Source organism: Bradyrhizobium cedriense (genome assembly GCF_054602315.1).
This window is the reverse complement of the sequence record NZ_JBTSWB010000001.1, coordinates 886719-911925: the sequence shown is the minus strand read 5'-3', so window position 1 is coordinate 911925 and position 25207 is coordinate 886719. Positions and strand designations below refer to the sequence as shown.

Genomic DNA, 25207 nt, shown 5'->3' with positions numbered 1-25207 from the left:
GGGGCCCATCTCACCGGATGTCCCGTGCCGCCCTTGGGTTCCGGCTTTGCGCAGCAACGCTTACGCGTTGCAGCGCGTCCGGGACACGAGAGCGCGCGCTCCTCACCGTCCCGTCCAGACCGGCTTCCTCTTCTCGCTGAACGCCTTCAGGCCTTCCCTGGCATCCTCGGTCATCGCCAGCAGCGCGATCTGGCTTTCGGTGTAGGCGATGCTCTCGTCGAACGACATCGAGGCGATCGCGCGCATGGCGTATTTGCCGCGGCGGATGGCAGTCGGCGATTTGTCGACGATGCGGCCGATCAGCCAGTCGACCTTGGCGTCGAGCTCGGCGGTGGGCACGGTGTAATTGAGCAGGCCCGCGGCCTGTGCGGCCCTGGCGTCGAACGGCTCGCCCGTGAGCGCCCATTCGTTGACGAGGCGCGGCGGCGCGATGCTCTGGAGCAGGCTCAGCACCTGCATCGGGAATACGCCGACCTTCACCTCCGGCAGCCCGAAGACGACGTGATCGGCCGCGACCGCCATGTCGGTCATGCACAACAGGCCCATGCCGCCGGCCATGCAGACGCCGCCGACCCGCGCAATCGCCGGCTTGGTGGCGTTCTGTGACAAACGTAACAGATCGGCGTAGTCGACATTTGGTTTAGAATGATCCATCGCGAAAGCCGCGCCGGAATTCTGCAAATCGGCGCCGGCGCAGAACGCCTTGTCGCCCGCGCCCGTCAGCACGATGACGCGGACGTCCTTGTCGTCATGCGCATCGCGATAGCCCTTGCTGATGCCGGCGATCACGTCGCCGTTCAGCGCATTGCGTTTCTCCGGCCGGTTGATGGTGATCCAGAGCGCCTGCCCACGCTTCTCGGTGACAACGGCTTTGGTGTCGGTCATGGCCCGCTCGCTTCCTTGGCTTCGGCTTCGCCGTCATTTGCGGCAGGTCGGGCGGCGCGTGCAAGGGCAATCTGCGACGCCCTGTCACCATAGCGTGTGGGCGCAACTTCGCTTGTCGATTGAATTATGGGTCGCGGCCGCTATCCTGACAGGAGATTTTGATCACCAATGAGCCATTTCATGCGCGCCGCACTCATATTGTTGCTGGCAGGCCTGGTCGTGCTGAGCGGAGGCGCAGGCCATGCGGCCGACGGCGCGAAGATCGCGCTCGTGATCGGCAATGCGCGATATCCCGACAACCAAGCCCTGCTCAGCGAAGTCGCCAACGATGCGCAGGACGTCGCCGAGGAACTGAAACGTGACGGCTTCGCCGTCGACAGGCAGAGCAACCTCACGGGCGATGCCATGCGGCAGGTGCTCGATCGCTTCTATGCCCGCATCGAGCGCGGCACGGTGGCCCTGATCTTCTTCGGCGGATTTGCCATCCAATCCAACCGTCAGACCTATTTGCTGCCGGTGGACGCGCAGATCTGGACCGAGCCGGACGTCTCGCGCGACGGCTTCAGCCTCGACACGATACTCGCCGAGATGAACACGCGCGGCGCCACGATCAAGATCGCGCTGATCGACGCCTCTCGCCGCAACCCGTTCGAACGGCGTTTCCGTCGCAATTCGGCGGGCCTTGCGCCGGCGATCGCCCCGAGCAATTCGCTCGTGCTCTACTCCGCCGCACTCGGCGCGGTCACTGCCGGCGGGAAAACCGACCGCAGCCTGTTCGTCGCCGAGCTGCTGCGCGAGATGCGCGCGCCGAACATCACCGCCGAGCAGGCCCTGACCAACACAAAGAATGGCGTGGTCGCCGCCACCAATCGCGAGCAGGTGCCGTGGCTGTCGTCTTCGCTGACGACAGAATTCTCGTTCGCAGGCCTCGTGACGCGACCACCGGGCGACAAGGCCGCCGACCCGACGCCGACGAAGTCCGAATCTCAGAAACAGGAGTCTCAGAAGCCGGAGCCGCAGAAGCCGGTCTGCGAGGTGCCGCAGGCAGAACCCGCCCCGAATGCGAACGATCTTGCAAGAGATCCTGTCATCGTCGATCTCAGCCGCAAGACCGCGGCCAATGCCAACGATGTCGCCTCTCGCTACAAGCGCGGCCAAGTTTACGCGATCAAGCGCGCTTACGCACTCGCCATGCAGGATTTCGACGCGGTGATCCGCCGCGCTCCCAGGGATGCGGAAGCGCTGAACAATCGCTGCTGGACGCGGGCTGCGACCGGCGACCTGCAAGGCGCGCTCGCCGACTGCAGTCTGGCGCTCCAGATCGACCCCGGATTGAGCGATGCGCTCGACAGCCGCGGGCTCGTCAACCTGAAGCTCGGACGAACCGCCGAGGCGATCAAGGACTACACCGATGCGATCCAGCGCAACCCGCGGTCCTCATCCTCGCTGTTTGGCCGCGGCATGGCCACCCGCAAGAGCGGCGGCGACGGCGCCGCCGACATCGCGCAGGCGAAGTCGATGAATCCGAACATCGCGAAGGAGTTCGCGGGTTACGGCGTTACGGAATGCGTGCCCTAGGCTAAGGCCGCCTTTTTGATCCAGACCTTGTTGTCGTGGAATGCGGCCCCGCCGATCGGCGCGACAGTGTCCGCGCCCGTCAGCATGTTGATGCCGCGGCCGCCAACATGATTCTTGTTCGGGTGAACGGATTCGGCGATCAGCACGCCGCGTCGCACGCCCTCGAACAGGGTCGCGCTCAGCGTGGTCTCGCCTCTTCCATTGCCGAGCGTCACCGCATCGCCATCGGCAATGCCGAGAGCGGCCGCATCCAGAGGGTGGATCATCACGCTGGCCCTGCCCTCGCGCGCCTGGGAGGACGGCGTCTCGTTGAACGTGGTGTTGAGGAAGCTGCGCGAGGGGCTGGTCGCGAGCCGGAACGGGTGCGCCTGATCGGTGTGCTCGATCACCGCCCAATGGTCCGGTAACGCAGGCATCTTGTCGAAATCGCCCATCGTCACGCCGAACGGCGGATGCTCCCAGTCAGCCTTGAAATGGAATTTCCCGTCGGCATGGGCAAAGCCGTCGAGATAATGCGAAGTGCGGAAATCCGGCTGGAGGTCGCGCCAGATATCGGCTTCGAGGCCGGCGATGTCGCCGTGATTGCTCAGCTTCAGCGTCGCGTCGATCAATTCGCGGGGCGTCATCTCGAAACCTGGATGCTTCGCGCCAAGCCGCGGGGCCAGCGCCTGCAACACTTCGTGGTTGGAGCGGCATTCGCCGGGAGGGTCGATCAACTTCGGCCCGACCGAGATGTGCTGATGGCCACCGCCGTAGTAGAGATCGTCGTGCTCCATGAACATGGTCGCGGGCAGCACGATGTCCGCCATCTCGGCGGTCTCGGTCATGAACTGCTCGTGCACAGCGACGAACAGATCCTCACGCGCGAAGCCTTGCCGGACCAGCGCCTGCTCAGGCGCCACCGTCATCGGATTGGTGTTCTGGATCAGCATCGCCTTGACCGGGCCCTTGCCCTGCAGGGCCTCGGCATCGCCGGTGAGGATGCGTCCAATCTGCGATTGGTCGAGCGCGCGCGTCGCCTTGTCGACCGCGTCGTGAGCCTCGATGATGGATTCGTTGAAGTGCCACAGCGCATAATTGTTGAAGAACGCACCGCCGCCTTCATATTGCCAGGCGCCCGTCACCGCTGGGATGCAGAGCGCCGCATGCATTTGCGTCGCGCCGTTGCGCGAGCGGGTGAAGCCGTAGCCGAGGCGCAGGAACGTCCGCTTGGTCTCGCCCACGGCCTTGGCGAAGGCCTCGATCTCCGCTACGGGCACGCCGCAGATGGCGGAGGCCCATTCCGGCGTGCGCGACTTCAGATGCGCCTCGAGCTCGGCGGGACAGTCCGTGTACCTGTCCATATAGGCGCGATCGGCATAGCCGTCGCGGAACAGGACGTGCATCACGCCGCAGGCAAATGCACCGTCAGTGCCGGGCCGCAGGATGATCTTGATGTCGGCCTGCTTCATGGTCTCGTTGTCGTAGATGTCGACCGCGGCGATCTTCGCGCCCCGCTCCTTGCGGGCACGCGCGGCGTGCGTCATCACGTTGACCTGGGTGTTGACGGGATTAGTGCCCCAGATCACGACGAGATCGGAAAGCGCCATCTCGCGCGGATCGACGCCGGCAATCTTGCCGGTGCCGATCGCAAAGCCGATGCGCGCGACATTGGCGCAGATGGTCTGATAAAAGCGCGAATATTTCTTCACATGGGTGAGACGGTTGAGCCCGTCGCGCATCACGAGGCCCATCGTGCCGGCGTAGTAATAGGGCCAGATCGATTCCGCACCGAACTCCCGCTCGGCCGCGTTGAAGCGGTGCGCGATCTCGTCCAGCGCCTCGTCCCAGGAGATCCGCGCAAACTGCCCCGAGCCTTTCGGCCCGGTGCGGCGCATCGGATAAATCAGCCGTTCGGGGTGATGGATGCGCTCGGCATAGCGGGCGACCTTGGCGCAGACGACGCCGGCCGTGTAGGTCTGCTGCTTCGAACCGCGGACGCGGCCGATGCTGCGGCCTTCGATCACCTCGACATCGAGGGCGCAGGCCGAGGGGCAGTCATGCGGACAGGTCGAATGGCGGATCTCGATCTTGGCGTGCTGGTTCATGTCAAACTGGTAACACCAAAATACCAGCCGGCCGAGCGCATTTATCCGGCACGGCCCATGCAATTTGCACAAGCCGTGCCCGCTGGAACCCGTTGCCGCACCTGCGAAAAGCGGTCCCACCACACCGAAAGGGCGCTGACTTGATCGCGTGGTTGACCGGCGCGGACGGGGCGAGCTGCGCCGGCGCGCGGGCTCTATCGGCGCGGTGCCAAGGCCTTATTTGTGCAGCTGGGTGAGCCCGGTCGGGGGGCCGTCCACCGCTGTCCAGCCGCCATCGACGAACAGCGTGCTGCCGCTGACATAGCTCGCGGCGTCCGAGGCGAGATAGGCCACCGCGGTCGCAACCTCGTCGGCACTGCTCCAACGGTTGAACACGGTATGGCCGGCATAGAGATTGTAGATGTCGGGGCGCTGCTTGAACGGGCCGGTCAGCGCGGTCTCGGCGATGCTCGGCGCGATCGCGTTGATGCGCACGCCGGCATGGCCGACCTCGGAGGCGAAGCCCTTCACCAGCAGGCCGATGGCCGCCTTGGTCGAGCCATAGACGCCAAGGCCGGGCTCGATGGTGACCGCGCGCACGGAGGAGCAGGCGATGATGCTGCCGCCCTTCTGCGCGACCATGATGCGGCCAAAGGCCTGGAAGAACCAGACCGTGCCCTTGACGTTGAGATTCAGGACGCGGTCGAGATCCTCCTCGGTGTAGTCGAGGATGGTCTTGCGGATGTTGAGCCCGGGCGTCGTCACGGCGATGTCGAGCCGGGGGAATTTCTGCATCACGGTGTTGGCTAGCGTGTTGACGTCCGCGGCGCTTGCGGCATCGCAAGCCGCTGACTCCGCCCAGCCGCCCTTGCCTCGAATGCCGGCGGCGGTCGCTTCCGCGGCGTCAAGCGCGCGATCGGCGCAGACGACACGGGCGCCGAGCCCGGCCAGAGCCTCGGCCGACGACTTTCCGATGCCGGATGCGGCGCCGAGCACGACTGCGGTCTTGCCGGTGAGATCGAAGAGCTTGCGATAGTCCGTCACTGATAGTGTCTCCCTGGTGCTGCTAACCCTTGTATCCCATCAGCAGGCGAGGCAGCCACAGCGAGAATGCAGGGACGTAGGTCACGAACATCAATGCTGCGATCAGCGCGGCATAGAACGGCAGGATGGTGCGCATCACCGCGCCCACCGAGATGCCGCCGATGGCGCAGCCCACGAATTGCGTCGTTCCGACCGGCGGCGTGTTGAGCCCCAGGGCGCAATTGATCAGCATCAGCATGCCGAACTGCACCGGGTCCATGCCCGCCTTCATCGCGATCGGCAGGAAGATCGGGGTGCAGATCAGGATGGTCGCGGCCATGTCCATGAACGTGCCGAGCACGAACAGAATGACGTTGATCAGTAGGAAGATGACCCAGGGTTGCGTGGAGATCCTGCTCATCATCGTGCCGGCGAGGTCGGCCACCTCGTAGAGTCCCATCAGATACTGGAACATGGTGGAGACGCCGATCAGCAGCAGCACCACGCCCGTCGTCTTCACCGCCTTTGCGGCGGCGCGCAGGAAGTTCTGCAAGGTCATGGTGCGATAGACGAGGAATGTCAGCAGAATCGTGTAGGTGACCGCGATGGCCGCCGATTCGGTCGCGGTGAAGACGCCGGACAGGATACCCGCCAGGATGATGCCGACGATCAGGAGACCGGGCAGCGCGGCCGCGAGCGAGCGGAAGACCTCGGTCCACCCCGGAAACTTGCCGGCCGGATAGCCGCGTTTCACCGCGACCGCATAGGCGGCAACCAGCATGCAGACCATCAATACGAGCGCCGGCAGGAGGCCGGCGGCAATCAGCGCGCCGATCGAGACCTTGCCGCCGGCGGCAAGGGCATAGATGATCATGTTGTGGCTGGTCGGCATCAAGGCTCCGACCAGCGAGGCATGGGTGGTGACGTTGACGGCGTAGTCGGTGTCGAAACCTTCCTTCTTCATCATCGGGATCATCACGGCCCCCATCGCCGACACGTCGGCCACGGGCGAGCCGGAGACGCCGCCGAACAGCGTGCAGGCGACGACGTTCGACATGCCGAGCCCGCCGCGGATGTGCCCGACCAGATTTTTGGCGAGTTGCACGATCTTGTCGGCCACGCCGCCATGCAGCATCAGTTCACCGCTGAAGACGAAGAACGGGATGGCGAGAAAGGAAAAGATGTTCATCCCCGACATCATCTGCTGGAAGATGACCGCGACCGGCAGGCCTTCATAGAGGATCGTGCAGATCGCCGCGAGGCCGATTGCGAAGGCGACGGGCACGCCGAGAATGAGGAAGCCGAAGAAAGTCGCGCCGAGAATGATCAGTTCCATGACGGGACGACCTCTTCGCCGCGCAGCAGAGCAATGATGTGCTCGATTGAAAAGGAGACGATCAGGACGCCGGAGGCGATCAGCGGCACGTAGCGGATGACCTCGGGCAGGCCGAGATTTGGGATCTTCACGGTTCCAACCGACGCACCGAGGATCCAGCCGTTGTAGGCCATCGCAATGCCGAACACCGCGACCAGAACGTGGATCACGAGCTCGGTCTTCTCCCGCATGTGATCCGGAAGCATCACCAGCAGACTGTCCATGCCGATGTGCCCGGCATCACGCACGCCCACGGCGGCGCCGATCAGCGTGACATAGAGGATCAGGACCAGCGCGAGGTTCTCGGTCCAGGTCGGGCTGGAATTGAGCACGTAACGTCCGAACACCTGGTAGAACACGATGATCACGATGACGAGCAGTCCAGTCACGGACAGGTACATGCCGACGCGCGCCACAGGGGCATTGATCCGCGACAGCAAGCCGGTGGACGGGCGTGCCGACGCCTCCTGCTCGTGCTCTGCGACGTGTGGGTCAGTCATCCCGCGGCTCCCTCGCGAGGGGGCCGGTGCCGCAAGCCGGCGACTCCGGACCCGACGCCGCTGTGTTACTTCGTGTCCTGTATGCGCTTGACGAGGCTCTGGAGCTTCTCGTCCCCGGCGAACTTCTGGTACACCGGCTTCATCGCATCGACGAATTCCGCCTTGTTGGCGACGGTGACGACCTGAACGCCGGCCGCCTCGACGGTCTTGCGGGAAGCCTGCTCGCGCTCATCCCAGAGCTTGCGCATGACCGGCACCGATTCCTTGGCCGCCTTTCGGACCATCGCCTGATCATCCTTGCTCAGCGTGTCCCAGACCTTCTTCGACATCACGAGAGCTTCGGGAGCGAGGGAATGCTCGGTGATGTTGTAGAACTTGGCGGCCTCGAAATGACGTGAGGACTCATAGGAGGGCCAGTTGTTCTCGGCGGCATCGACGAGGCCGGTCTTGAGCGCGGTATAGACCTCGCCGTACGGCATCGGCGTCGGATTGGCCCCGAGACTCTGGATCATGCCGACCCACAAGTCGGATTGCTGGACGCGGATCTTCAGTCCCTTGAGGTCGGCGAGCGACTTGACCGGCGCCTTGACGGTGTAGATGGACCGCGCGCCGCTGTCATAGTAGGCGAGGCCGACCAGTCCCGCAGGCTCCATCGCGGCCAGGATCTCGTCGCCGATCGGGCCGTCGAGAACGGTGCGCATGTGCTGCGTATCCCGGAAGACGAAAGGCAGGCACAAGGCGATGGTCTCGGGCACGAAGTTGTTGAGCGGCGATGCGTTGATCCGCATCATGTCGAGCGCACCGATCTTGAGCTGCTCGATCGTGTCCTTCTCCGAGCCCAGGGCGCCGTTCGGAAACACCTTCACGCCGAGCTTGCCGCCGCTCGCCGCCGCGAGCTGCTTGCCCATGTACTTGACGGCCTCGACGGTCGGATAGTCGGCGGGGTGAACGTCGGCGGAGCGGAAATCGCGTGCGGTCGCCAGGGGCGCTGAGACCGCCAGCACAGCGGCTGCGATGATACCGGTGAGCGTGTTCATCTGGGCTTTCCTCCTGGATTGATTGAATTGATTATATCGTTGTCGGGCCGGCTGAGGGCGCCTTGGGTCGCTTCACTTCAGGTGTGAAGTCAAGCGCCAATGTCGTCCCTAGGGCGGGCGGCATTGTCTGTCCAAGCCAAATTCGGCATCGATCGATGCAGGGGTTGCATCGATCAATTCCTGGCGCAATTCGCACGACGAGGGTATGGCGGGCCGGTTGGACGTCGCCAGCACGTGACTTGACGCTGGCAATGGCGGCCCCACAAGATGCCAGAAACGCCGGACCATCTCGAGGGAATGCTCATGCCGCGGAAGCTGATCGATATCTCGGTGCCGCTCGCAAATGACGTGACCGCCGATCCGCCGGGCAATCACCCGACGATCCAATATATCGATCATCAACAGGGCTTGCCGCGCATGCTGCAGTTCTTCGACGACCTCAAGGCGCAGGATCTGCCTGATGGTCAGGGCTGGGCCGTCGAGCAGGTCTCGCTGTCGACCCATAACGGGACGCATCTCGATGCGCCCTGGCACTTTCATCCGACCATGAACCGCGGCGAACGGTCATGGACTATCGACCAGGTGCCGCTGGAATGGTGCTTCCAGCCCGGCGTGAAGCTCGACTTCCGGCATCTGCCCGACGGCTACGTCGCGAACGCCGACGACGTCGAGACGGAGCTGAAACGCATCGGGCACACGCTGTCGCCGCTGGAGATCGTGGTCGTCAACACCAGCGCCGGGGCGAAATTCGGCCAGGCCGACTACGTCAACTCCGGCTGCGGAATGGGCTATGAAGCCACCATGTACCTGCTCGAACGCGGCGTGCGCCTGACCGGCACCGACGGCTGGAGCTGGGACGCGCCGTTCGTCTATACCGCAAGGAAATATGCCGAGACGAAAGATGCCGGCTTGATCTGGGAAGGCCACAAGGCGGGACGGCACATTGGCTATTGCCATCTCGAGAAGCTGCACAATCTCGATCAATTGCCTTCGACCGGCTTCACGGTCTCATGCTTTCCGGTGAAGATCGAGCGCGCGTCCGCCGGATGGACCCGCGCGGTCGCCATCATCGACGATCAGGCCTGAGGCATCACTGGTCGAGCCCGCTCTCGGCGAGTTCGCGCAGCGCTTCCATATCCAGCACGACGATGGCGCCGTGCTCGAGACGAACCCAGTTGCGGCCAGACCAGGCGCGCAATTGCTTGTTGATGCTCTCGCGCGTCATCCCGACCATCTCGCTGATCTCCTGCTGGGTGATGGCGAGCGTGCCGCTGCCGGAGTCGAGCTTGCGCTCTTCGGTGAGACCGAGCAGCGCGCTGGCAAGCCGACCCGGCAGATTCTGGAGGATCACCTGCTCGACCTGCTGACTGGTCCAGCGCAGACGCGCGCAGAGCAGCTCGATGAATTTCATCGCCAGCGCCGGCTGGCTCTTCACGAAGGGCAGGAAGTCCCGGCGATCGATGACGTAGAGCTCGCAATTGGTGTTGGCGGTCGCATCCGCCGACCTCGGCGCGCCGTCGAGCACCGCGATCTCGCCGAAAATCTCCCCCGGACCGATCAGATTGAGGATCGCGTTCCGGCCGTCGGGCGACGAGGAGGAAATCTTCACCGTCCCCGCGATCACTGCGAACAGGCTGTTGCCGGGATCGCCCTTGGCGGCGATCGTTGCGCCGCGCTTGACGGTGGTATGCTTGGCGTAGCGGCAGAGCTGATCGAGCGCCTCCGGCTCCAGATCCGAGAAGATCGGGTGCTTGCGCAGGACCGATAGTTTGTTGCCCGCCGACTGTCGGGGATCGCCGGTCTTGTCCTGAGGCACGCCGCGGGGCTCCTAAGGCTACGAGGCACTGGGTCCTGCGTAGTCAACGTTATCAGGCTTTTCAACCGGAAAGCACGCGCGCGATTTGAGGCAATTGCCACGAAGAGACCGTGGCAAGCCCGAGTTTTGCATCCGAAGGATGCGCCGGCGCACCTCGGTCGATGCAGAGTTGCAGGCGCCGCGAGCCGCGATTGCGTTGAGGCGCTGCCGAGCGGCCAGCACCCGGCAAGGCAAGCATCGACCGCTGGCGCGCTGAAGGCGGGCCAGGACCCGAGGAGCGTCAGCGCTTGGAATCCGGACCGAGCCGGCCCGCGCCTGTTTGTCGATCTGCCCAGACCAGAACTGCGGCGAATCCGACGAAGATCGCGACGACGACAATGGTCACCACCAGCGCGTCAACAGGCATCATGCTCCTCCCTGATTGTTTGGAGCATTATTTGCGGTACACGGCAGGCGTCATTGATCGGGATCAAATACGGGGGCGTTGTAGATGGGATGTCAGGCTGCGGCCATGGCCTCGACTCGAGCCGGATCGAGCAGGCTGATGCCGCCGTGAATGATCTCGATCACGCCCTGACGCTCCAGCTTGGTGAAGGTGCGACTGACGGTTTCGATGGTTAGGCCGAGATAATCGGCGATGTCCTGACGGCTCATCGGCAGCGGTACCGTGTCGGATAGACCCTTGAGCGCGACCAGCCGCTCACGCCAGCCCAGCAGAAAGGTCGCAACCTTCTCCTCGGCCGAGCGGCGGCCAAGCAGGACCATATGGTCGCGAGCCTGGCTCAACTCGCGAATAGCCAGCTCATTGATCCGCCTGAGCAGCTGCGGCCGATCCTCGATGAAACGGCTGAACGGCACCTTTGCGAATTGGCACACGGTCACGGCGCCGATTGCGTCGGCCGAAAAATTGTGCCGGCCGGATAGATTCATCCCAAGGAAATCGCCGGGCAGCGCGAAACCCACGATCTGCCGTCGGCCGTCGGGCAGCAGCTTGTACAGCCGCATGACGCCTTCGAGGACATTGTAGAACGAGGTCGTAATGTCCTCCTCGGAGAACACGGTGTCGCCCGAGCCAAAATGAACGCGGCGGCCGAGATGCTCGAATTCCCTGAGCTCGGCCGTATCCAGCGACGAACAAACCGCAGCTCCGCGTACGGCGCAATCGTCGCAAAAATGCCCGTTCGGCTCAATCGTGACCACGGAAGGCTTCATCCACCGCTCCCCGCGCCGGCTGCGCCCGACACCAGGCCGAGTCCACCGCGCGGCTGCATTTTACTGCACCGCGCCACAGCCGATTGACTCAGATCAAATTCGAGTGGCATCCCAGTCATATTCTGCCTACACAATTCGACGGGGCTACTTTTCCATGCTGCAAAGCGCACTGCGTTACGGCCTGATTGGGCTGCTTCTGATGACGCCTGCGCTGGCGGCCCCCACGGCCGAACGACGCGGCAAGGCGTTTGCTCAGGCCAATTGCGCACGCTGTCACGCCATCGACCGCGTCTCGAAGAGCCCGCTCGCGATGGCGCCTCCGCTGCGCACGCTGCATCGGCGCTATCCGATCGACAGCCTTGGCGAGGCGCTGGCCGAGGGGATCTCCACCGGTCATGCCGACATGCCGGTCTTCGAGCTCACTCCGGAGCAGATCCACGACCTGCTGTCCTACCTGAAGACGCTGGAATAGCGGCCTCACACCGCCTGCACGGTCCACCCGATCAGTTCCTTCGCGATGCGCGCGAAGGCTGCATCGAAGGCGGCGACTGAAGCGGCCGGTTCGATCTTGTCGAGCTTTTCGCTGGCCTCGATGAGGCGCGAGGCGATCACCTTGCCGTTCTTGTCGACAATCCGCGCCGATAGTCCGATCTCGGCCCGAGGCTCCCCCTCCGTGGCGATCCGAAAGCGCCGGATGTCGATCAGGAGCTGGTAATCCGCCTGCCCGAGGTCCGTCGTGCGCAGCGGCGCATGAGCGATGTCGTAGTTCTCGAAGCTGTCGATCAGGCGCGCCTGCACCAGTTTCGGAATGCTGTCGGCCCAGAGGAACTCGGCGAAGCCCGGCCTGTCCCCGGAGGGCGCGAACAGCATGCGTTGGGTCTGCAGCATTGCGACCGCCGTCGGTTCGGGAATCGCCAGCGGCGCGGACAGCGTCTTGCCGGCCTGTCCGAGGTTCTGCGGCGTGCGCAGATCATAGGTGATCTTCTGCGCGGGCGCGCCGCCGGTCATCTTCTCGACGCCCGCCAGAATTCCGTCGATCTTGCCGGTGTTGCGCGCGAGCCCGTCGGAGAAGGTCTTGAAGTTCGCAATGGTGTCCTTCAGCGGGCCGGAATTGTCCCGAAGCACCGCGTCGACCCGCAGCAGCGCATCGCGCGCCGCCTGCGTCATGCTCTGGCCGGCGCCGGCCTCCGCGATCAAATTCGGGGGCTCCCCGGACTTGGCGACGATCACACCGCCCTCCAGTGTCACCACCGGCACGCCGGTCAGGCCCTGGAATTCGAGGCCGACCTTGGTGTCGGCACGGACAGGCGTGGCCGTGGCAACCGAGATCGTCGCGTTGACGAAGCGCGGATTGTCCGGCGCGAGCCCGAGCTGAGTCACCTCTCCGACGCGGATGCCGTTGAACAGCACGCCGGCACCGACCAGGAGGCCTGGTACCGACCCCTGGAATTGCACCTGGTAGTTCGTGCGCGGCCCGATGCCGCCGCTGTTGTTCAGCCAATAGACGAAGCCGAATACCGCGACGATCGCGGCCAGCACGAAACTGCCGATCAGCACGTAGGGAGCACGGGTTTCCATTCTCTCATCTCATCTCGTGTTGCAGCATCTGCGAGCGCTTGCCGTGGAAATAGGCGCGCACCCAGGGATGCTCGGATTGCAGCAGTTCGCGCATCGGGCCGATCGCCACGATCTTGCCGTCGGCCAGAGCGGCGACACGGTCGCAGACCGTGGTCAGGCTCGCGAGGTCATGGGTCACCATGAACACGGTCAGCTCCAGGGTCTTTTGCAGCGTCTTGATCAGCGCGTCGAACTCGCCGGCGGCGATCGGATCGAGGCCCGAGGTTGGCTCGTCCAGGAACAGGATTGGCGGATCGAGCGCGAGCGCACGCGCCAGCGCCACGCGCTTGGTCATGCCTCCGGACAGCTCCGACGGATATTTGTCGGCATCCTCGGCGCGCAGCCCGACCATTTCGAGCTTGGCGATCGCGATCTCGTCCATCAGCTCCTGCGACAGGACGAGATTCTCGCGGAGCGGAAACTGGACGTTCTGGCGGACCGTCAGCGAGGAGAACAGCGCGCCCTGCTGGAACAGGATGCCCCATGCGGTGGCTGCGCTTCGACCATGGCCGCCGGTGGGTTGCCCCATGACCTCGATGGTCCCGCTCCGGCGCGGGATGAGCCCGATGATGGTCCGCATCAGCACCGACTTGCCGCCGCCGGACGCCCCCACCAGCCCGAGGATCTCGCCCCGGCGAACGTCGAGCGACAGATGGTCGAGCACGGTCTGACGACCGAAGCCGACGACGAGGTCACGGACGCGGATCGCGAACTGGTGTTGCGGTCCGTCCATCGTCACATTCCGATCGAAGCAAAGAAGATGGCGAACAGACCGTCGAGGACGATCACCAGGAAAATCGACTTCACCACCGAAGTCGTGGTCTGCCGTCCAAGCGACTCCGCGCTGCCCTTGACGCGCAATCCCTCGCTGCAGGCCACGATCCCGATCACCAGCGCCATGAACGGCGCCTTCAGGATGCCCACCTCGAAATGGGTGACGGAGATGGCTTCACGCAGCCGCGCGATGTAGATCGCCGGCCCCATGTCGCCATAGAACTGGGCGACGAGACCGCCGCCATAGAGCGCGGCAATCGATCCGATGAAGGCGAGGATCGGCAGCGCAATGACCAAGGCCGCGATGCGCGGCAGGATCAGGACGTCGACGGGATCGAGCCCCATGGTCGAGAGCGCGTCAATCTCCTCGCGCATCTTCATCGAGCCCAGCTCGGCGGTATAGGCGCTTCCCGACCGGCCGGCGACCATGATGGCGACGATCAGCACGCCAAGCTCACGCAACACCAGGATGCCGACCATGTCGACGGTGTACGACTCCGCGCCGAATCTGCGGAAGTGGAAAAAGCCCTGCTGCGCGATGATCGCGCCGATCAGGAAGGTGATCAGCGCCACGATGGGAATCGCCTGCCACCCGATGCGGTAGAGCTGATAGACCAGCGACGTCAGTCGCAACGAGCGCGGGCGGCGCAGCACGCCGACCACGGCCATGAACAATGCGCCGAGCATCTGGAGGAAGATCGTGATGTCTTCCCGCGCCCCGACCGTGGATTTGCCGAGATCGCCCAGTCTCGCCAGAACCGGATTGGGTGCAGCCGCCGGGACCGGCGTTCGGCGGTTGACCTGGCGCACCTCGTCCAACAGCCCGCTGAAATGGTCGGCGACGCCGACGAATTCGGCCGATCTGCCTGACGATGAAGCCCTGCGCGACAGCTTTTCCAGGATCCAGGCGCCGAGCGTGTCGAGCGCGCTGATGCCGGACATGTCCAGAGTTACGACGCGCGAGCGATCGACGTCGGCTCCGACCGACCGGGACAAAGTCTCGAGCGTCACCACATTCGCAGCAGTCCAGGGCCCTTCAGGGCGCAATTTCAGCTCGTCGCCGGACGGCGTCGCGAGCAACAGCGGTTCGTGGTTCACGCTTCCACCTCGTCGGGACAATCGGTCCCCATTCAGCCGGCATTTCTAGGCCAGCATGTGGCGACCGGTTTGACCTGTCTCAAGACCCGGACACGCTTTGCCTCTTGACACAAATCAAGCGCGTTCGCGCGGGCGGGACTTAGGCTTGCTTCGATTCAACGAGGATACCAGATTCATGTTCGACAGTGACAGGATGGGCGAAGAATTGCGGGCGTTGAAGGTCGACGTCACACGCTTGCTGAGCAGCGCCGGCGAGGAGATGTTCGAGAACTCGAAAGATCGAGCCGAGGCGCTCGCCGATCAGATCAGGGCCGCACTCGCCGAGCTCGGCGAGACCGTCGAACAAGAGCAGGAGCAGCTCCAGGGCCTCATAACGGAGCGTCCGATCACGTCGCTCGCGTCCGCCTTCGCGCTGGGCGTGGTTGTCGGCTTCACGTTGAGGAGACACTAGGTGAATACCGAGAATGTGGTCAAACAGCTGCGCGTACTGTGGCGCACCGACAGGATCATCGCGGACATCAGGCTGCGCCATTTGCTGATCGGCCTTGGCCTGAGGGCCTTCGCGGCGCTGATCGCGGCGTTCGGGCTGCTGATGCTGGAGCTGTCTGCCTATTTCGCGCTGGTGCAGATCTGGAGCGCAATTGCCGCAGCCGCCATCCTCGGCGCCGTCAATTTCGCCATCGCAGCCGTTCTCTTCGTGATCGCCGGCCGCGCTCCGTCAGGACGTGACATCGAGCTTGCCAACGAAATTCACGGTGCCTCGATCGAAGCCCTGCAGCTCGAGGCGCGCGCGCTCCAGGCCCAGGTGTCGGGCGCGGTGCATCATCCGCTCAGCACGATCGTGCCGGTGCTGATGCCGCTGATCGCGGTCATTATCAAGAACTTGCGGACGAACGCCAAGACGTCCGCCGATGCAAATTCGGCCGAGGCACGCTCCTAGAGGGCGAGCTCAGAGGTTCAGTCTGACGTCGCAAATATCAGGCTCGGCCGGATCCGGCTTCACCTCGAATCCGAGCTGCCGGCACATCTCGAGCATCACGATGTTTTCCTGGAGCACATCGCCCGATATGGTCTTCAGCCCTTCCGACTTCGCGTAGTCGATGATCAGCTGCATCAGGGCCCATCCCAGCCCCCTGCCCTTGAGATCGGAGCGCAGCAGGATCGCGTATTCGCCGCTCTCGTAGATCGAGTCCGAATGGAGCCGGACGACGCCGACCATCTCGCCGGTCGCCTCGTCGAATGCGATGAACGCCATCGCGCGCGCATAGTCGAGCTGGGTCAGGCGCGCGATGAACTCATGGGTGAACTCCTTCATCGGGGCGAAGAAACGCAGGCGCAGGTCGTGCGCCGTGACGTGACGCAGGAATTCGTGGATGGTCGGCTCGTCTTCGGGGCGCATCGGCCGCACGAAGATGCGCCAGTCGTCCTTGAGCTTGAGGCGGCGCTCCCATTGCGACGGATAGGCGCGCACGGCGAAATTGGCCGGGCCGGAGCCGACAAACTTGCGCTGCGGCGGCCCAACCGCGACGCGTGCATCGACCGCGGTGACGCCGGTTTCGTCCGCCAGCAGCGGGTTGATGTCGAATTCCCGGATCTCGGGAATGTCCGCGGCCATCTGCGCCAGCTTGACCAGGACCATGGCGACGGCGTCCTGCTTGACCGCCGGCACGTCCCGATAGGCCTTCAGCAGTCGCGACACGCGCGTAAGGTCGATCAAGTCGCGGGCCAGCTGCAGATCGAGCGGCGGCAGCGCGAGCGCCTTGTCGTTGATGATCTCCACCGCCGTCCCGCCCCGGCCGAAAACGACCACCGTGCCGAAGGTCGGATCGTCGGCGAGACCCAGGATCAGCTCGCGCGCTTTTGCCTTGACGACCATCGCCTGGACGATGACGCCGCCGATGCGCGCCTCCGGACGCAGCTTTTGCGCACGCGCGATGATGCCCGCGGCAGCCCCTCGGACTGCCTCGGGCGTGGTCAGGTTGAGAACGACGCCGCCGACATCGGATTTGTGGATGATGTCCCGCGACATGATCTTCAGTACGACGGTGCCTCCCTGTGCGATGATGTCCGTGGCATAGGCCACTGCCTGTTCGACATCGGATGCCGCGTAGGTCGGCACCATCGCGATGTCGTAGGCTTCCAGCAGGTGCTTTATCTCGACGGGCTCGAGCCATTCACGGCCGTCCGCGATTGCGGCGGTGACGATCTGTCTCGCTCCCTGGGCGTCCGGAACGAACGTGTCGGGCATCGCGGGAGGAACCTGGCTCAGCTCCTCAACCACTTCGCGGTGGCGGACCAGATGCATGAAGCCGCGCACGGCATCGTCCTCGGTCGGGTAGTTCGGCACACCGGCGTTGGAGAGCGCCTGGATGATGTGCTGATCGGCTCCGACCCAGGCCGCCAGTACGGGCTTCGCCCATCGGCGGTGCTGCTCGCGATATTTGCCGACGAGCTCCGTTACAGTCGTGGCGATCTCGGCGGCCGAGGCGATCGCCGTTTGAACGTTGAGAACGAGGATTGCGTCGTTATCGGTATCGGCGAGCAGCACCTCCAGCGCCGCGGCGTAGCGCGTGGCATCAGCGTCGCCCACGATGTCGACCGGATTTGCACCGGACCAGGTCGGCGGCAGCGCGTCGTCGAGTTTTTTGCGGGCCTCTGCCGAGATAGTCGCCGGAATTCCTCCGAGTTCGACCAATCGGTCGATCGCAAGGACGCCAATGCCGCCACCGTTGGTCAGGATGGCAAGGCGCTTTCCCATGGGCGATTCAACGCGGCCGAGCGTCTCGGCGCAATCGAACAGCTCGCGCAGATCGGAGACTCGCAGGACGCCCGCGCGGCGGAACGCTGCGTCGTAGACGGCGTCGGCGCCCGCGAGCGCGCCGGTATGGGTGGCGGCAGCCTTCGCTCCCTGCGCCATGCGGCCGGACTTCACCACGACGACGGGCTTCACGCGCGCAGCGGCGCGCGCCGCAGACATGAACTTGCGCGCGTCCTTGATGGCCTCGATGTAGAGCAGGATCGCGCGGGTCTTGTGATCCATCGCGAAATAGTCGAGCAGATCGGCAATATCGACATCGATCTGATCGCCAATCGAGACGATACCGGAGAAGCCGACGCCCCGCTGGGCGGCCCAATCCACCATGCCGGCGGCAATTGCGCCCGATTGCGAGATCAGCGCGAGGTTGCCTGCACCCGGCATGTGCGCAGCGAAACTGGCATTGAGGCTGACGCCCGGCATCATGATGCCGAGGCAGTTCGGCCCGATCAGCCGCATGCCGTATTTGCGGGCAGCAGTGCTTGTAGCCTCGTACAGCGATCCTGGCCCCTGGCCAAGTCCGGCCGAGACGATCAGCGCGCCCGCAGACCCGCGACGCCCGGCCTGGTCGACAATGCCCGGAATCTCGCCCGCCGGGGCGGTGATGACCACGAGTTCGGGCACGAAGTCCAGCCTGTCCAGGCTCTTCACTGCCGCGACGCCGCCGATCTCGGCATGGCGCGGATTGACGAGGCCAAACCGCCCCTTGAATTCGGACTTGCGGATGTTCTCAAGGACCGCGCGTCCCACGGACGCCGGCCTGGCGCTCGCCCCGACGAGCGCGACCGAGCGCGGCGACAGCAGGTTGTTCAAACGATAAACTGACATGGAAGCAAATGCGCCGGGTCAGCGGCGGTTCCGATGGTTGACGAACAAGCCGGAGGAAGGAGCCCTAGTGTGAGATCATAACCCAGCACGGTGGCTGGCCAATGACGGTCTTTGTCACACCGCCCCAGACGATCTCATTCAAGCGAGAATGATGATAGGCGCCCATCACGATCACATCGATGCCATGGGAATTCGCCCAGCTTCCCAGTACCTTGCCGATCGAGTTGCCGCCGCCTTTCGTCGCTTCGAACGAGGCATGGACCCCATGTTCCCTCAGATGATCGACGAGAGCCATGCCCGATTGCACGATCGCCTCAGACTTATCCTCCGCCACGGTCACCACGCGAACCGACATGGCAGCCCGAAGAATCGGCAACGCGTCGCCGACCGCACGCGCCGCGCGAGCAGAGTGATCCCAGGCAATCATGACGTTCTCTAATTCGGGCCGAAGTTCGTCCGCGAGATGTTCGGGACAGAGCAGAAGCGGCCGGCCGGATCCGAACAGGAAGGCTTCGACAATGCCCTCTGTTCGGCTGTCGTGCGGTTTCACGGGAACCAGCGTGAGGTCACTGAAACGGGCATGCTCGGCCAGGATCGCCCCGATCTGATCCGCAGGCACCTGCCCCGATCGGCTCTTGGCGCGAATGCTGGCGCGGGAAGCTGCGTCCGTGAAGGCGGTCAGGAGCTGCTGCATGTCGCTTGCTTCTGGCGAAGCGCTGGCGTCGGCGGAATCGCGGTCATAAGGCAGCGTCACCTTCGGCCGCTCGAAAACTTCTTCCGCAAGCGCGAGCGCGGTCATCCTGGCGCCGAGATCGGCGGCGACAGCCACGCACTTCTCTATCGCGGCCAAGGCCGGTCCGCGCGGCTGGCCGACAAGGGGCAGAAAGACGTCCTTGATGGGCATCAAAGTTCTCCTCGTCGCCACGATAGGCCGGCTCTCATGGATTCCGCTTGATCCGCGTCAAGCCAGCGCAGCACGGTCCGGTCACCCGGGAACAGGTTGACCGACGTCAAGGACTGGCCGCTCGGTCAGTCTATGAATAATTCAATCGGAGCGGTTCGCCCCGGAGAGACTCATGCGTGCGATGGTGTTGCCGGCCCCACGAGCGCGGCTCCAGATGGAGGAGCGGCCTGATCCGATTCCGGGCGAGGGTCAGCTCCGGGTGAAGATCAACGCCTGCGGCGTATGCCGAACCGATCTTCATCTCGTCGATGCCGAGCTGCCCGATATTCGCTATCCGATCGTGCCTGGCCACGAGATCGTCGGGCGGGTCGATCTCTTGGGCCCGAATGTTACGACACATGCGGTGGGTGATCGGGTCGGCATTCCCTGGCTCGGCTTCACCTGCGGAAACTGTCGCTTCTGCCGGAACGGCATGGAAAACCTGTGTGACGCACCGCTGTTCACCGGCTACACGCGTGACGGCGGCTACGCAACCCACACCATTGCCGATGCACGCTACGCCTTTCCGCTCGGTGAGGCCGGCAGCGACGTGGAGATTGCGCCTCTGCTGTGCGCAGGACTGATCGGATGGCGCTCGCTGGTCCTGGCCGGCCCCGCCGACAGGCTTGGCCTCTATGGTTTCGGCGCAGCCGGCCACATCATCGCGCAAGTCGCGGTTTGGCAGGGGCGATCCGTCCATGCCTTCACCCGACGCGGCGACGCCGCTGCACAGGACCTTGCACGTCGTCTCGGCGCGGTCTGGGCGGGGTCATCGGACGAAGTGCCCGACGAGCCGCTGGACGCCGCCATCATCTACGCACCAGCCGGCGAGCTTGTCCCGGCCGCGTTGCGCGCCGTGCGCAAGGGCGGTCGCGCCGTATGCGCCGGCATCCACATGACCGACATTCCGAGCTTTCCGTATGACCTGCTCTGGCAGGAACGGCAGTTGGTCTCGGTCGCCAATCTGACCCGGCAGGATGGCCTCGATTTTCTGAAGGTCGCCCCGCAGGCCGGCGTGCGCACCGAGACGACGGCGTTTCCGCTCGATCAGGCCAACGAGGTTCTCGGCATGCTGCGGAATGGCCAGATTCTCGGCGCGGCCGTGCTGACGCCGTGATGGTGCTTTCGATGCCCGCTTCGAACAAGGATGAAACGGAGGCCCAGGAGCGCATCTTCCAGATGCTGACCGATCATCCCGGCGTGACGCGGATCGACACGCACGGAGCCTCGGTGTTCCTGGACGCAAAGCGCGCGCTGAAGATCAAGCGGGCCGTCAAGTTTTCGTTCCTTGACTATTCGACGCTCGAGAAACGCAAGGCGGCCTGCGAGGAGGAGATCAGGATCAATCGGCCGCTGGCGCCGCAGATCTATCACGGCGTCGTGGCGATCACCGAAGAGCCGGATGGATCTCTGAAGGTCGATGGCGCCGGCCGGCCGATCGAGTATGCGGTCGACATGTCGCGCTTCGACGAAAACAGGACGCTGGATCATCTGGCAAAGGCCGGCCTGCTGGAGGCGAAGCTCGCCTCGGCGGCCGCTGACGCAATCGTGGCGTCGCACGCGGCGGCGACACGCGCCGACGGAGAAGCCTGGGTCTCGTCTATCCCGGTCCTGATCGACGGCAACAGTGACGGTCTGCGGGCCGACGGATATGTCAACGCGGAAGAGGTCGAGAAGCTCGGCGAGGCCTCGCACGAGGCATTTCTACGTATTCGCCCCCTGCTCGCAGAGCGTGGCCGCCAGGGCTTCGTGCGCCGCTGTCATGGCGATCTGCATCTCGCAAACATCGTTCTGCTCGATGAGCGGCCCGTGCTGTTCGATGCCATCGAGTTCGATGCGCAGATGGCATCGGTAGACGTGCTCTACGATCTCGCGTTCACGCTGATGGACCTCTTGCAGCACGATCAGCCCGGCGCAGCCAACGTGGTCCTGAACCGCTATCTCGCCGTGACGCCGGCTGGCAATCTCGACGCGCTGTCGGCCCTGCCGCTGTTCATGTCGATCCGGGCGGCGATCCGCGCCCAGGTTGCCCTGGCACGCTTGAAGCGGCCGCATTCCAATGGTCTCGGCATTCTCGACCAGGCCAAGCGCTATTTCGACCTCGCCAGCATGCTGATCCACCCTCCTGCACCGCGTCTGATTGCAGTCGGCGGGCTGTCCGGCACCGGAAAGACTGTTTTGGCGCGCGCGCTCGCGCCGGTCGTCGCGCCGCAACCTGGAGCCGTCGTGCTGCGCAGCGATCTCGTCCGCAAGCAAATGTTCGGGGTCGAGGATACGCACCGCCTGCCCCCATCCGCCTATACGCCGGAGGTCACGGCCCGGGTCTACGAGACGCTGGCGCAGCACGCCCGGCGAGTGCTGGCTCAAGGTCATTCGGCGATCATCGACGGCGTGTTCGCCCGCGAGGATGAGCGCGACACGATCGCCGCGCTGGCACGCGAGCGCGAAGTGCCGTTGAACGGCCTGTTCCTGGTCGCAGACCTCGCGACCCGGAAGGCACGGATCGGGAGCCGCCGGGGAGACGCATCGGACGCCACGCAAGAGGTTGCCGCGTTGCAAGAGCACTATAATATCGGGCACGTCGGCTGGGCGATCATCGATGCATCCGGGACACCAGAGCAGACGCTCGAGAACTGCCGGGACGCGATCGCTGAAGAGGAAGTAAGGCAATCTGATTGACGCAGGCAAGGATGTCGGGACCCAGCACAAGCTCGAAGGCGACCACACGTTCCAAGCCTGCGGCGCGGCGCAATGCCCTGCCCGCCCGCCTCAGCCCGGGCATGGCTTGCGACACCGCATTCCGGATCATCGGCCGCCGTCACCTCGACGCCGTGCTCGCTCAGCACGACGGCACCTGCCGCGGCGATCCCGACGCGCTGCACCAGATCCGCATCGCACTGACGCATCTACGAACTGCCATCCGCTTCTTCACGCCGATGGTCGACGATGCCCTGCGGCCGAATGTCTGGTCCGAATTGAAATGGCTGAACGGCCAGCTCGGCATGGTGCGTGACCTCGACGTGGCAATCGAGCGGGTCGTCGCCGAGAGTGGCGAAGAGCTAGCCGTGGTCGCCGAGCTTCAGCACTGGAACGAGAAGCGCGCGGAGAGCCACCGGCTGCTGACGCGTGCGCTGCAATCAGCACGGTATCGCCGCCTGGTCGAGCAGACCTCGAAGTGGATCGATAGCGGCCCCTGGTCGACCCGCCGCGGCAAGGAAGCCATTCGATTGCGCCACTGCACGCTCGCCGAACATGCGATGGAACGCCTGACCGAGTGGGAGACGAGGCTGCTCAAAAAAGCACGAAAGCTCCGCAAGCTCGACGTCGAGAAACGACACAAGCTGCGGCTTCTCAACAAGCGGCTGACCTATTCGGTCGAGTCGCTCGCGGATCTGTTCGCCGATGGCGCCGCGACGAAGCAAAAGTCCATCCTCAAGCAATTGCGCAAGGCACAAAGAGCACTCGGACAATTGAACGACGATGCACGAGGACAAGCGCTAGCAGCGTCCTTGGACGGCGCCGGCCTCGATGCCGCCAATCGCTTCCTCAACCGCAAGCGGGAGAAGAAGCTGTTGCGAACCGCGTCGGTGGCCTACCGGAAATTGGACAAGGCCAAGCCCTTCCGCTCCTCGGACCTCGCGCCCGGTTCCGAGCCGGAAGTTTAGGTGTGGACGTAATCTCCTGGCGCGTCCGGCAGGCCGAGGGAGTCTCCAAGACCGGTCTGCGGCGGATCGCAGGGCGCGCCGGAGCGCGCCGCCAGCCATTTCGTCCATTCCGGCCACCACGACCCCTCAACTCGCGGAGCCAGCTTCAACCATTCATCGGCACCGACATAGGGCGCGTCAGCGGCCTTGGTCTGCACCTGATAGCTGTGGCCTGGCTCCTCCGGAGGCGCAACGACACCGGCATTGTGACCACCGCTGGTCAACAGGAACGTCACGTCGGCGTCGACCTGATAGTGGACCTTGTAGACGGATCGCCATGGTGCCACGTGATCGGCGAGCGTGCCCACCACGAACATCGGCGCGTGAATATCGGAGAGCGAGATGCTCCGGCCTCCGACGAGATAGCGCCCTCCCGCCAGATCGTTGTCGAGGAACAGCTTGCGCAAATACTCCGAGTGCATGCGATAAGGCAGCCGCGTGGCGTCGGCGTTCCAGGCCATCAGGTCGCTCGGCGCTGCGCTCTCGCCCATCAGGTAATCGTGCGACAGCCGGGACCAGATCAGTTCGTTGGAGCGCAGCAATTGGAAAGCGCCGGCCATCTGCGTCGTGTCCAGATAACCGCGTTGCCACATCATGTCTTCGAGAAAGGTCACCTGGCTCTCGTTGACGAAGAGCGTCAACTCTCCGGCCTCGGTGAAGTCGGTCTGCGCGGCCAGGAGAGTGACGGTGCCGAGGCGGTTGTCGCCGTCGCGCTCCATCGCGGCAGCGGCGATCGACAGCAATGTCCCCCCAAGACAATAGCCGAGCGCATGGGTCTTCCGGCCCGGCATGACCAGGCCGATCATGTCCAGCGCCGCCATGACGCCCAGCCTGCGGTAGTCGTCGAAGGCGAGATCCCGATCCCTCGCATCCGGGTTGCGCCAGGAGATCGCGAACACGGTGAAACCTTGCCCGGTCAGATATTTGACCAGCGAGTTCTGCGGCGACAGATCGAGAATGTAGTACTTCATGATCCAGGCCGGCACGATCAGGATCGGTTCGGGCCGCACCTGCGCGGTGGTCGGATGGTATTGAATCAGCTCGATCAGCTCGTTGCGGTAGATGACCTTGCCGGGCGAAACCGCCACCGTCTTGCCGACCGCAAACTGCCCGTCGTCCGCCAATTTCGAGTTGGAGAGCAGGCGCATCAGGTCGCTGCACCAGTTCTGCCAGCCGAAGACGAAATTCTCCCCGCCGCTCTGGAACGCCTTCTCCAGCACCTTCGGGTTGGTCGCCGCGAAGTTCGACGGCGCCAGCATGTCGAGCATCTGTCGCATCGAGAACTCGACGATGGCTTCATTTGCGTGCGAGACGCCGCGCACGCCCATCGCAGCATCGCGCCACCAGCGCTCTCCGAGCAGAAACGCCTGCGCCAGCAGATTGAACGGCGCGATCTCCCATTGCGATCCCCTGAACCGGCGGTCCCGCTCCTGCGGCTGGATCACAGACCACGGCTTTTGCCCGGGTGACGCCGTGTGCGCGACAGCTTCCGCGAGCCGGCCGACATCGCGAAGGGCGTTCCGCGAAATCTCCATCTGGCGCTGTGGCGCCGCGGCGAGATGCGAGCTCCAATCGAGCCAGGCGAGCGACAAGGCTAGCGGCGAGATTCCGCCCGTGAACCGCGCCAGCATCGCGTGCAAGGCGCGATCCAGGGGATATGGCTCTGATCCAGGCATGGGATCGGCAGCGGCCGGAATCGGTTCGATCCTTTCGGGGCTCAGAGGCGAGGCCTCGGGACCGACGACGGGATGGGCGTGGAGAACCTGCACCGCCGGCTCCTCAGCCCGTGGAAATATCTGCACGACGCTCATGGCTCATGTTCCTGCGGGCTTTGGTTGGACGTCGGTAAAGGGTATCGCGAGGCGTCAAAACCGTGTTGAGCTGCATCAAATCCGGGCCCGGATCACAATTCTCAATCGGGATCGACGTGTTCGCC

Annotated in this window: 23 protein-coding genes; 8 read left to right on the top strand and 15 right to left on the bottom strand. The window is 64.3% G+C overall.

Translation table 11 applies throughout. From position 1 onward, the window contains the following. Positions 1 to 102: 102 nt before the first annotated feature. Positions 103 to 885: an enoyl-CoA hydratase/isomerase family protein gene (locus ACYCVF_RS04340; RefSeq protein WP_459597297.1), complete on the bottom strand. Its 783-nt coding sequence runs from the start codon at positions 883 to 885 to the stop codon at positions 103 to 105. A gap of 168 nt (positions 886 to 1053) precedes the next feature. On the opposite strand from ACYCVF_RS04340, the gene ACYCVF_RS04335 reads away from it, so the two are divergent. Further along, entirely contained in the window at positions 1054 to 2463 is a 1410-nt protein-coding gene (locus tag ACYCVF_RS04335) for a caspase family protein (protein ID WP_459597296.1), read from the top strand. Here ACYCVF_RS04335 and ACYCVF_RS04330 read toward each other — a convergent pair. From ACYCVF_RS04330 to ACYCVF_RS04310, 5 genes are all read right to left on the bottom strand, one after another. Further along, positions 2460 to 4550 (bottom strand): molybdopterin oxidoreductase family protein, encoded by a 2091-nt coding sequence (locus tag ACYCVF_RS04330; protein WP_459597295.1) that lies wholly within the window; start codon positions 4548 to 4550, stop codon positions 2460 to 2462. The genes ACYCVF_RS04335 and ACYCVF_RS04330 overlap by 4 nt on opposite strands. A gap of 216 nt (positions 4551 to 4766) precedes the next feature. Beyond that, positions 4767 to 5573 carry an SDR family NAD(P)-dependent oxidoreductase gene (locus ACYCVF_RS04325; RefSeq protein WP_459597294.1) on the bottom strand — a complete coding sequence of 269 codons (807 nt, stop codon included), beginning with the start codon at positions 5571 to 5573 and terminating at the stop codon, positions 4767 to 4769. A gap of 22 nt (positions 5574 to 5595) precedes the next feature. Continuing rightward, positions 5596 to 6888 carry a TRAP transporter large permease gene (locus tag ACYCVF_RS04320; RefSeq protein ID WP_459597293.1) on the bottom strand — a complete coding sequence of 431 codons (1293 nt, stop codon included), beginning with the start codon at positions 6886 to 6888 and terminating at the stop codon, positions 5596 to 5598. Continuing rightward, a complete protein-coding gene (locus ACYCVF_RS04315) occupies positions 6879 to 7427 on the bottom strand; it encodes a TRAP transporter small permease (RefSeq protein WP_459597292.1) in 549 nt (182 codons plus the stop codon). The genes ACYCVF_RS04320 and ACYCVF_RS04315 overlap by 10 nt, the downstream gene beginning before the upstream one ends. Positions 7428 to 7492: 65 nt before the next feature. Then, on the bottom strand, positions 7493 to 8464 hold the full coding sequence (locus tag ACYCVF_RS04310) for a TRAP transporter substrate-binding protein (RefSeq protein WP_459597291.1): 972 nt from the start codon (positions 8462 to 8464) through the stop codon (positions 7493 to 7495). A 303-nt stretch (positions 8465 to 8767) separates the two neighbouring features. Between ACYCVF_RS04310 and ACYCVF_RS04305 the strand changes: the two genes are divergently transcribed. After that, entirely contained in the window at positions 8768 to 9550 is a 783-nt protein-coding gene (locus ACYCVF_RS04305; protein WP_459597290.1) for a cyclase family protein, read from the top strand. Positions 9551 to 9554: 4 nt separating this feature from the next. Here ACYCVF_RS04305 and ACYCVF_RS04300 read toward each other — a convergent pair whose 3' ends face one another. The 3 genes from ACYCVF_RS04300 to ACYCVF_RS04290 form a co-directional block, all read right to left on the bottom strand. Next, entirely contained in the window at positions 9555 to 10280 is a 726-nt protein-coding gene (locus ACYCVF_RS04300; RefSeq protein ID WP_459597289.1) for a Crp/Fnr family transcriptional regulator, read from the bottom strand. A 280-nt stretch (positions 10281 to 10560) separates the two neighbouring features. Next, positions 10561 to 10689, bottom strand: coding sequence for a hypothetical protein (locus ACYCVF_RS04295; protein ID WP_459597288.1), 129 nt, complete (start codon positions 10687 to 10689; stop codon positions 10561 to 10563). A gap of 89 nt (positions 10690 to 10778) precedes the next feature. Further along, a complete protein-coding gene (locus ACYCVF_RS04290) occupies positions 10779 to 11492 on the bottom strand; it encodes a helix-turn-helix domain-containing protein (RefSeq protein ID WP_459597287.1) in 714 nt (237 codons plus the stop codon). Between the two features lie 154 nt (positions 11493 to 11646). On the opposite strand from ACYCVF_RS04290, the gene ACYCVF_RS04285 reads away from it, so the two are divergent. Further along, on the top strand, positions 11647 to 11964 hold the full coding sequence (locus ACYCVF_RS04285) for a c-type cytochrome (protein WP_459597286.1): 318 nt from the start codon (positions 11647 to 11649) through the stop codon (positions 11962 to 11964). A gap of 5 nt (positions 11965 to 11969) precedes the next feature. On the opposite strand, the gene ACYCVF_RS04280 is transcribed toward ACYCVF_RS04285, so the two are convergent. The 3 genes from ACYCVF_RS04280 to ACYCVF_RS04270 are packed head-to-tail and all read right to left on the bottom strand — an operon-like array spanning position 11970 to position 14981. After that, positions 11970 to 13070, bottom strand: a complete 1101-nt coding sequence (locus tag ACYCVF_RS04280; protein WP_459597285.1) for an ABC-type transport auxiliary lipoprotein family protein — start codon at positions 13068 to 13070, stop codon at positions 11970 to 11972. 4 nt (positions 13071 to 13074) lie between these two features. After that, positions 13075 to 13842 (bottom strand): ABC transporter ATP-binding protein, encoded by a 768-nt coding sequence (locus ACYCVF_RS04275; protein ID WP_459597284.1) that lies wholly within the window; start codon positions 13840 to 13842, stop codon positions 13075 to 13077. A gap of 2 nt (positions 13843 to 13844) precedes the next feature. After that, positions 13845 to 14981, bottom strand: a complete 1137-nt coding sequence (locus tag ACYCVF_RS04270) for an MlaE family ABC transporter permease (RefSeq protein WP_459597283.1) — start codon at positions 14979 to 14981, stop codon at positions 13845 to 13847. 175 nt (positions 14982 to 15156) lie between these two features. On the opposite strand from ACYCVF_RS04270, the gene ACYCVF_RS04265 reads away from it, so the two are divergent. Both ACYCVF_RS04265 and ACYCVF_RS04260 read left to right on the top strand, forming a co-directional pair. Continuing rightward, on the top strand, positions 15157 to 15432 hold the full coding sequence (locus ACYCVF_RS04265; RefSeq protein ID WP_459597282.1) for a hypothetical protein: 276 nt from the start codon (positions 15157 to 15159) through the stop codon (positions 15430 to 15432). Continuing rightward, positions 15433 to 15921 carry a phage holin family protein gene (locus tag ACYCVF_RS04260; protein ID WP_459597281.1) on the top strand — a complete coding sequence of 163 codons (489 nt, stop codon included), beginning with the start codon at positions 15433 to 15435 and terminating at the stop codon, positions 15919 to 15921. It begins immediately after the preceding gene. Between the two features lie 9 nt (positions 15922 to 15930). On the opposite strand, the gene ACYCVF_RS04255 is transcribed toward ACYCVF_RS04260, so the two are convergent. Further along, complete coding sequence (locus ACYCVF_RS04255) at positions 15931 to 18624, bottom strand: bifunctional acetate--CoA ligase family protein/GNAT family N-acetyltransferase (protein ID WP_459597280.1); 2694 nt, start codon at positions 18622 to 18624, stop codon at positions 15931 to 15933. A gap of 64 nt (positions 18625 to 18688) precedes the next feature. After that, the gene (locus ACYCVF_RS04250) at positions 18689 to 19528 is read right to left on the bottom strand and encodes a universal stress protein (protein WP_459597279.1); all 840 of its coding nucleotides are present in this window, start codon (positions 19526 to 19528) and stop codon (positions 18689 to 18691) included. A 172-nt stretch (positions 19529 to 19700) separates the two neighbouring features. Here ACYCVF_RS04250 and ACYCVF_RS04245 point away from each other — a divergent pair, with 172 nt between their 5' ends. The 3 genes from ACYCVF_RS04245 to ACYCVF_RS04235 are packed head-to-tail and all read left to right on the top strand — an operon-like array spanning position 19701 to position 23232. Then, on the top strand, positions 19701 to 20684 hold the full coding sequence (locus ACYCVF_RS04245) for a zinc-dependent alcohol dehydrogenase family protein (protein WP_459597278.1): 984 nt from the start codon (positions 19701 to 19703) through the stop codon (positions 20682 to 20684). Positions 20685 to 20695: 11 nt separating this feature from the next. Continuing rightward, entirely contained in the window at positions 20696 to 22246 is a 1551-nt protein-coding gene (locus ACYCVF_RS04240) for a bifunctional aminoglycoside phosphotransferase/ATP-binding protein (protein ID WP_459597277.1), read from the top strand. 11 nt (positions 22247 to 22257) lie between these two features. Beyond that, entirely contained in the window at positions 22258 to 23232 is a 975-nt protein-coding gene (locus ACYCVF_RS04235) for a CHAD domain-containing protein (protein WP_459597276.1), read from the top strand. On the opposite strand, the gene ACYCVF_RS04230 is transcribed toward ACYCVF_RS04235, so the two are convergent. Next, positions 23229 to 25082, bottom strand: coding sequence for a PHA/PHB synthase family protein (locus tag ACYCVF_RS04230; protein WP_459597275.1), 1854 nt, complete (start codon positions 25080 to 25082; stop codon positions 23229 to 23231). The two genes, ACYCVF_RS04235 and ACYCVF_RS04230, sit on opposite strands and share 4 nt — an antisense overlap. Positions 25083 to 25207: the final 125 nt, after the last annotated feature.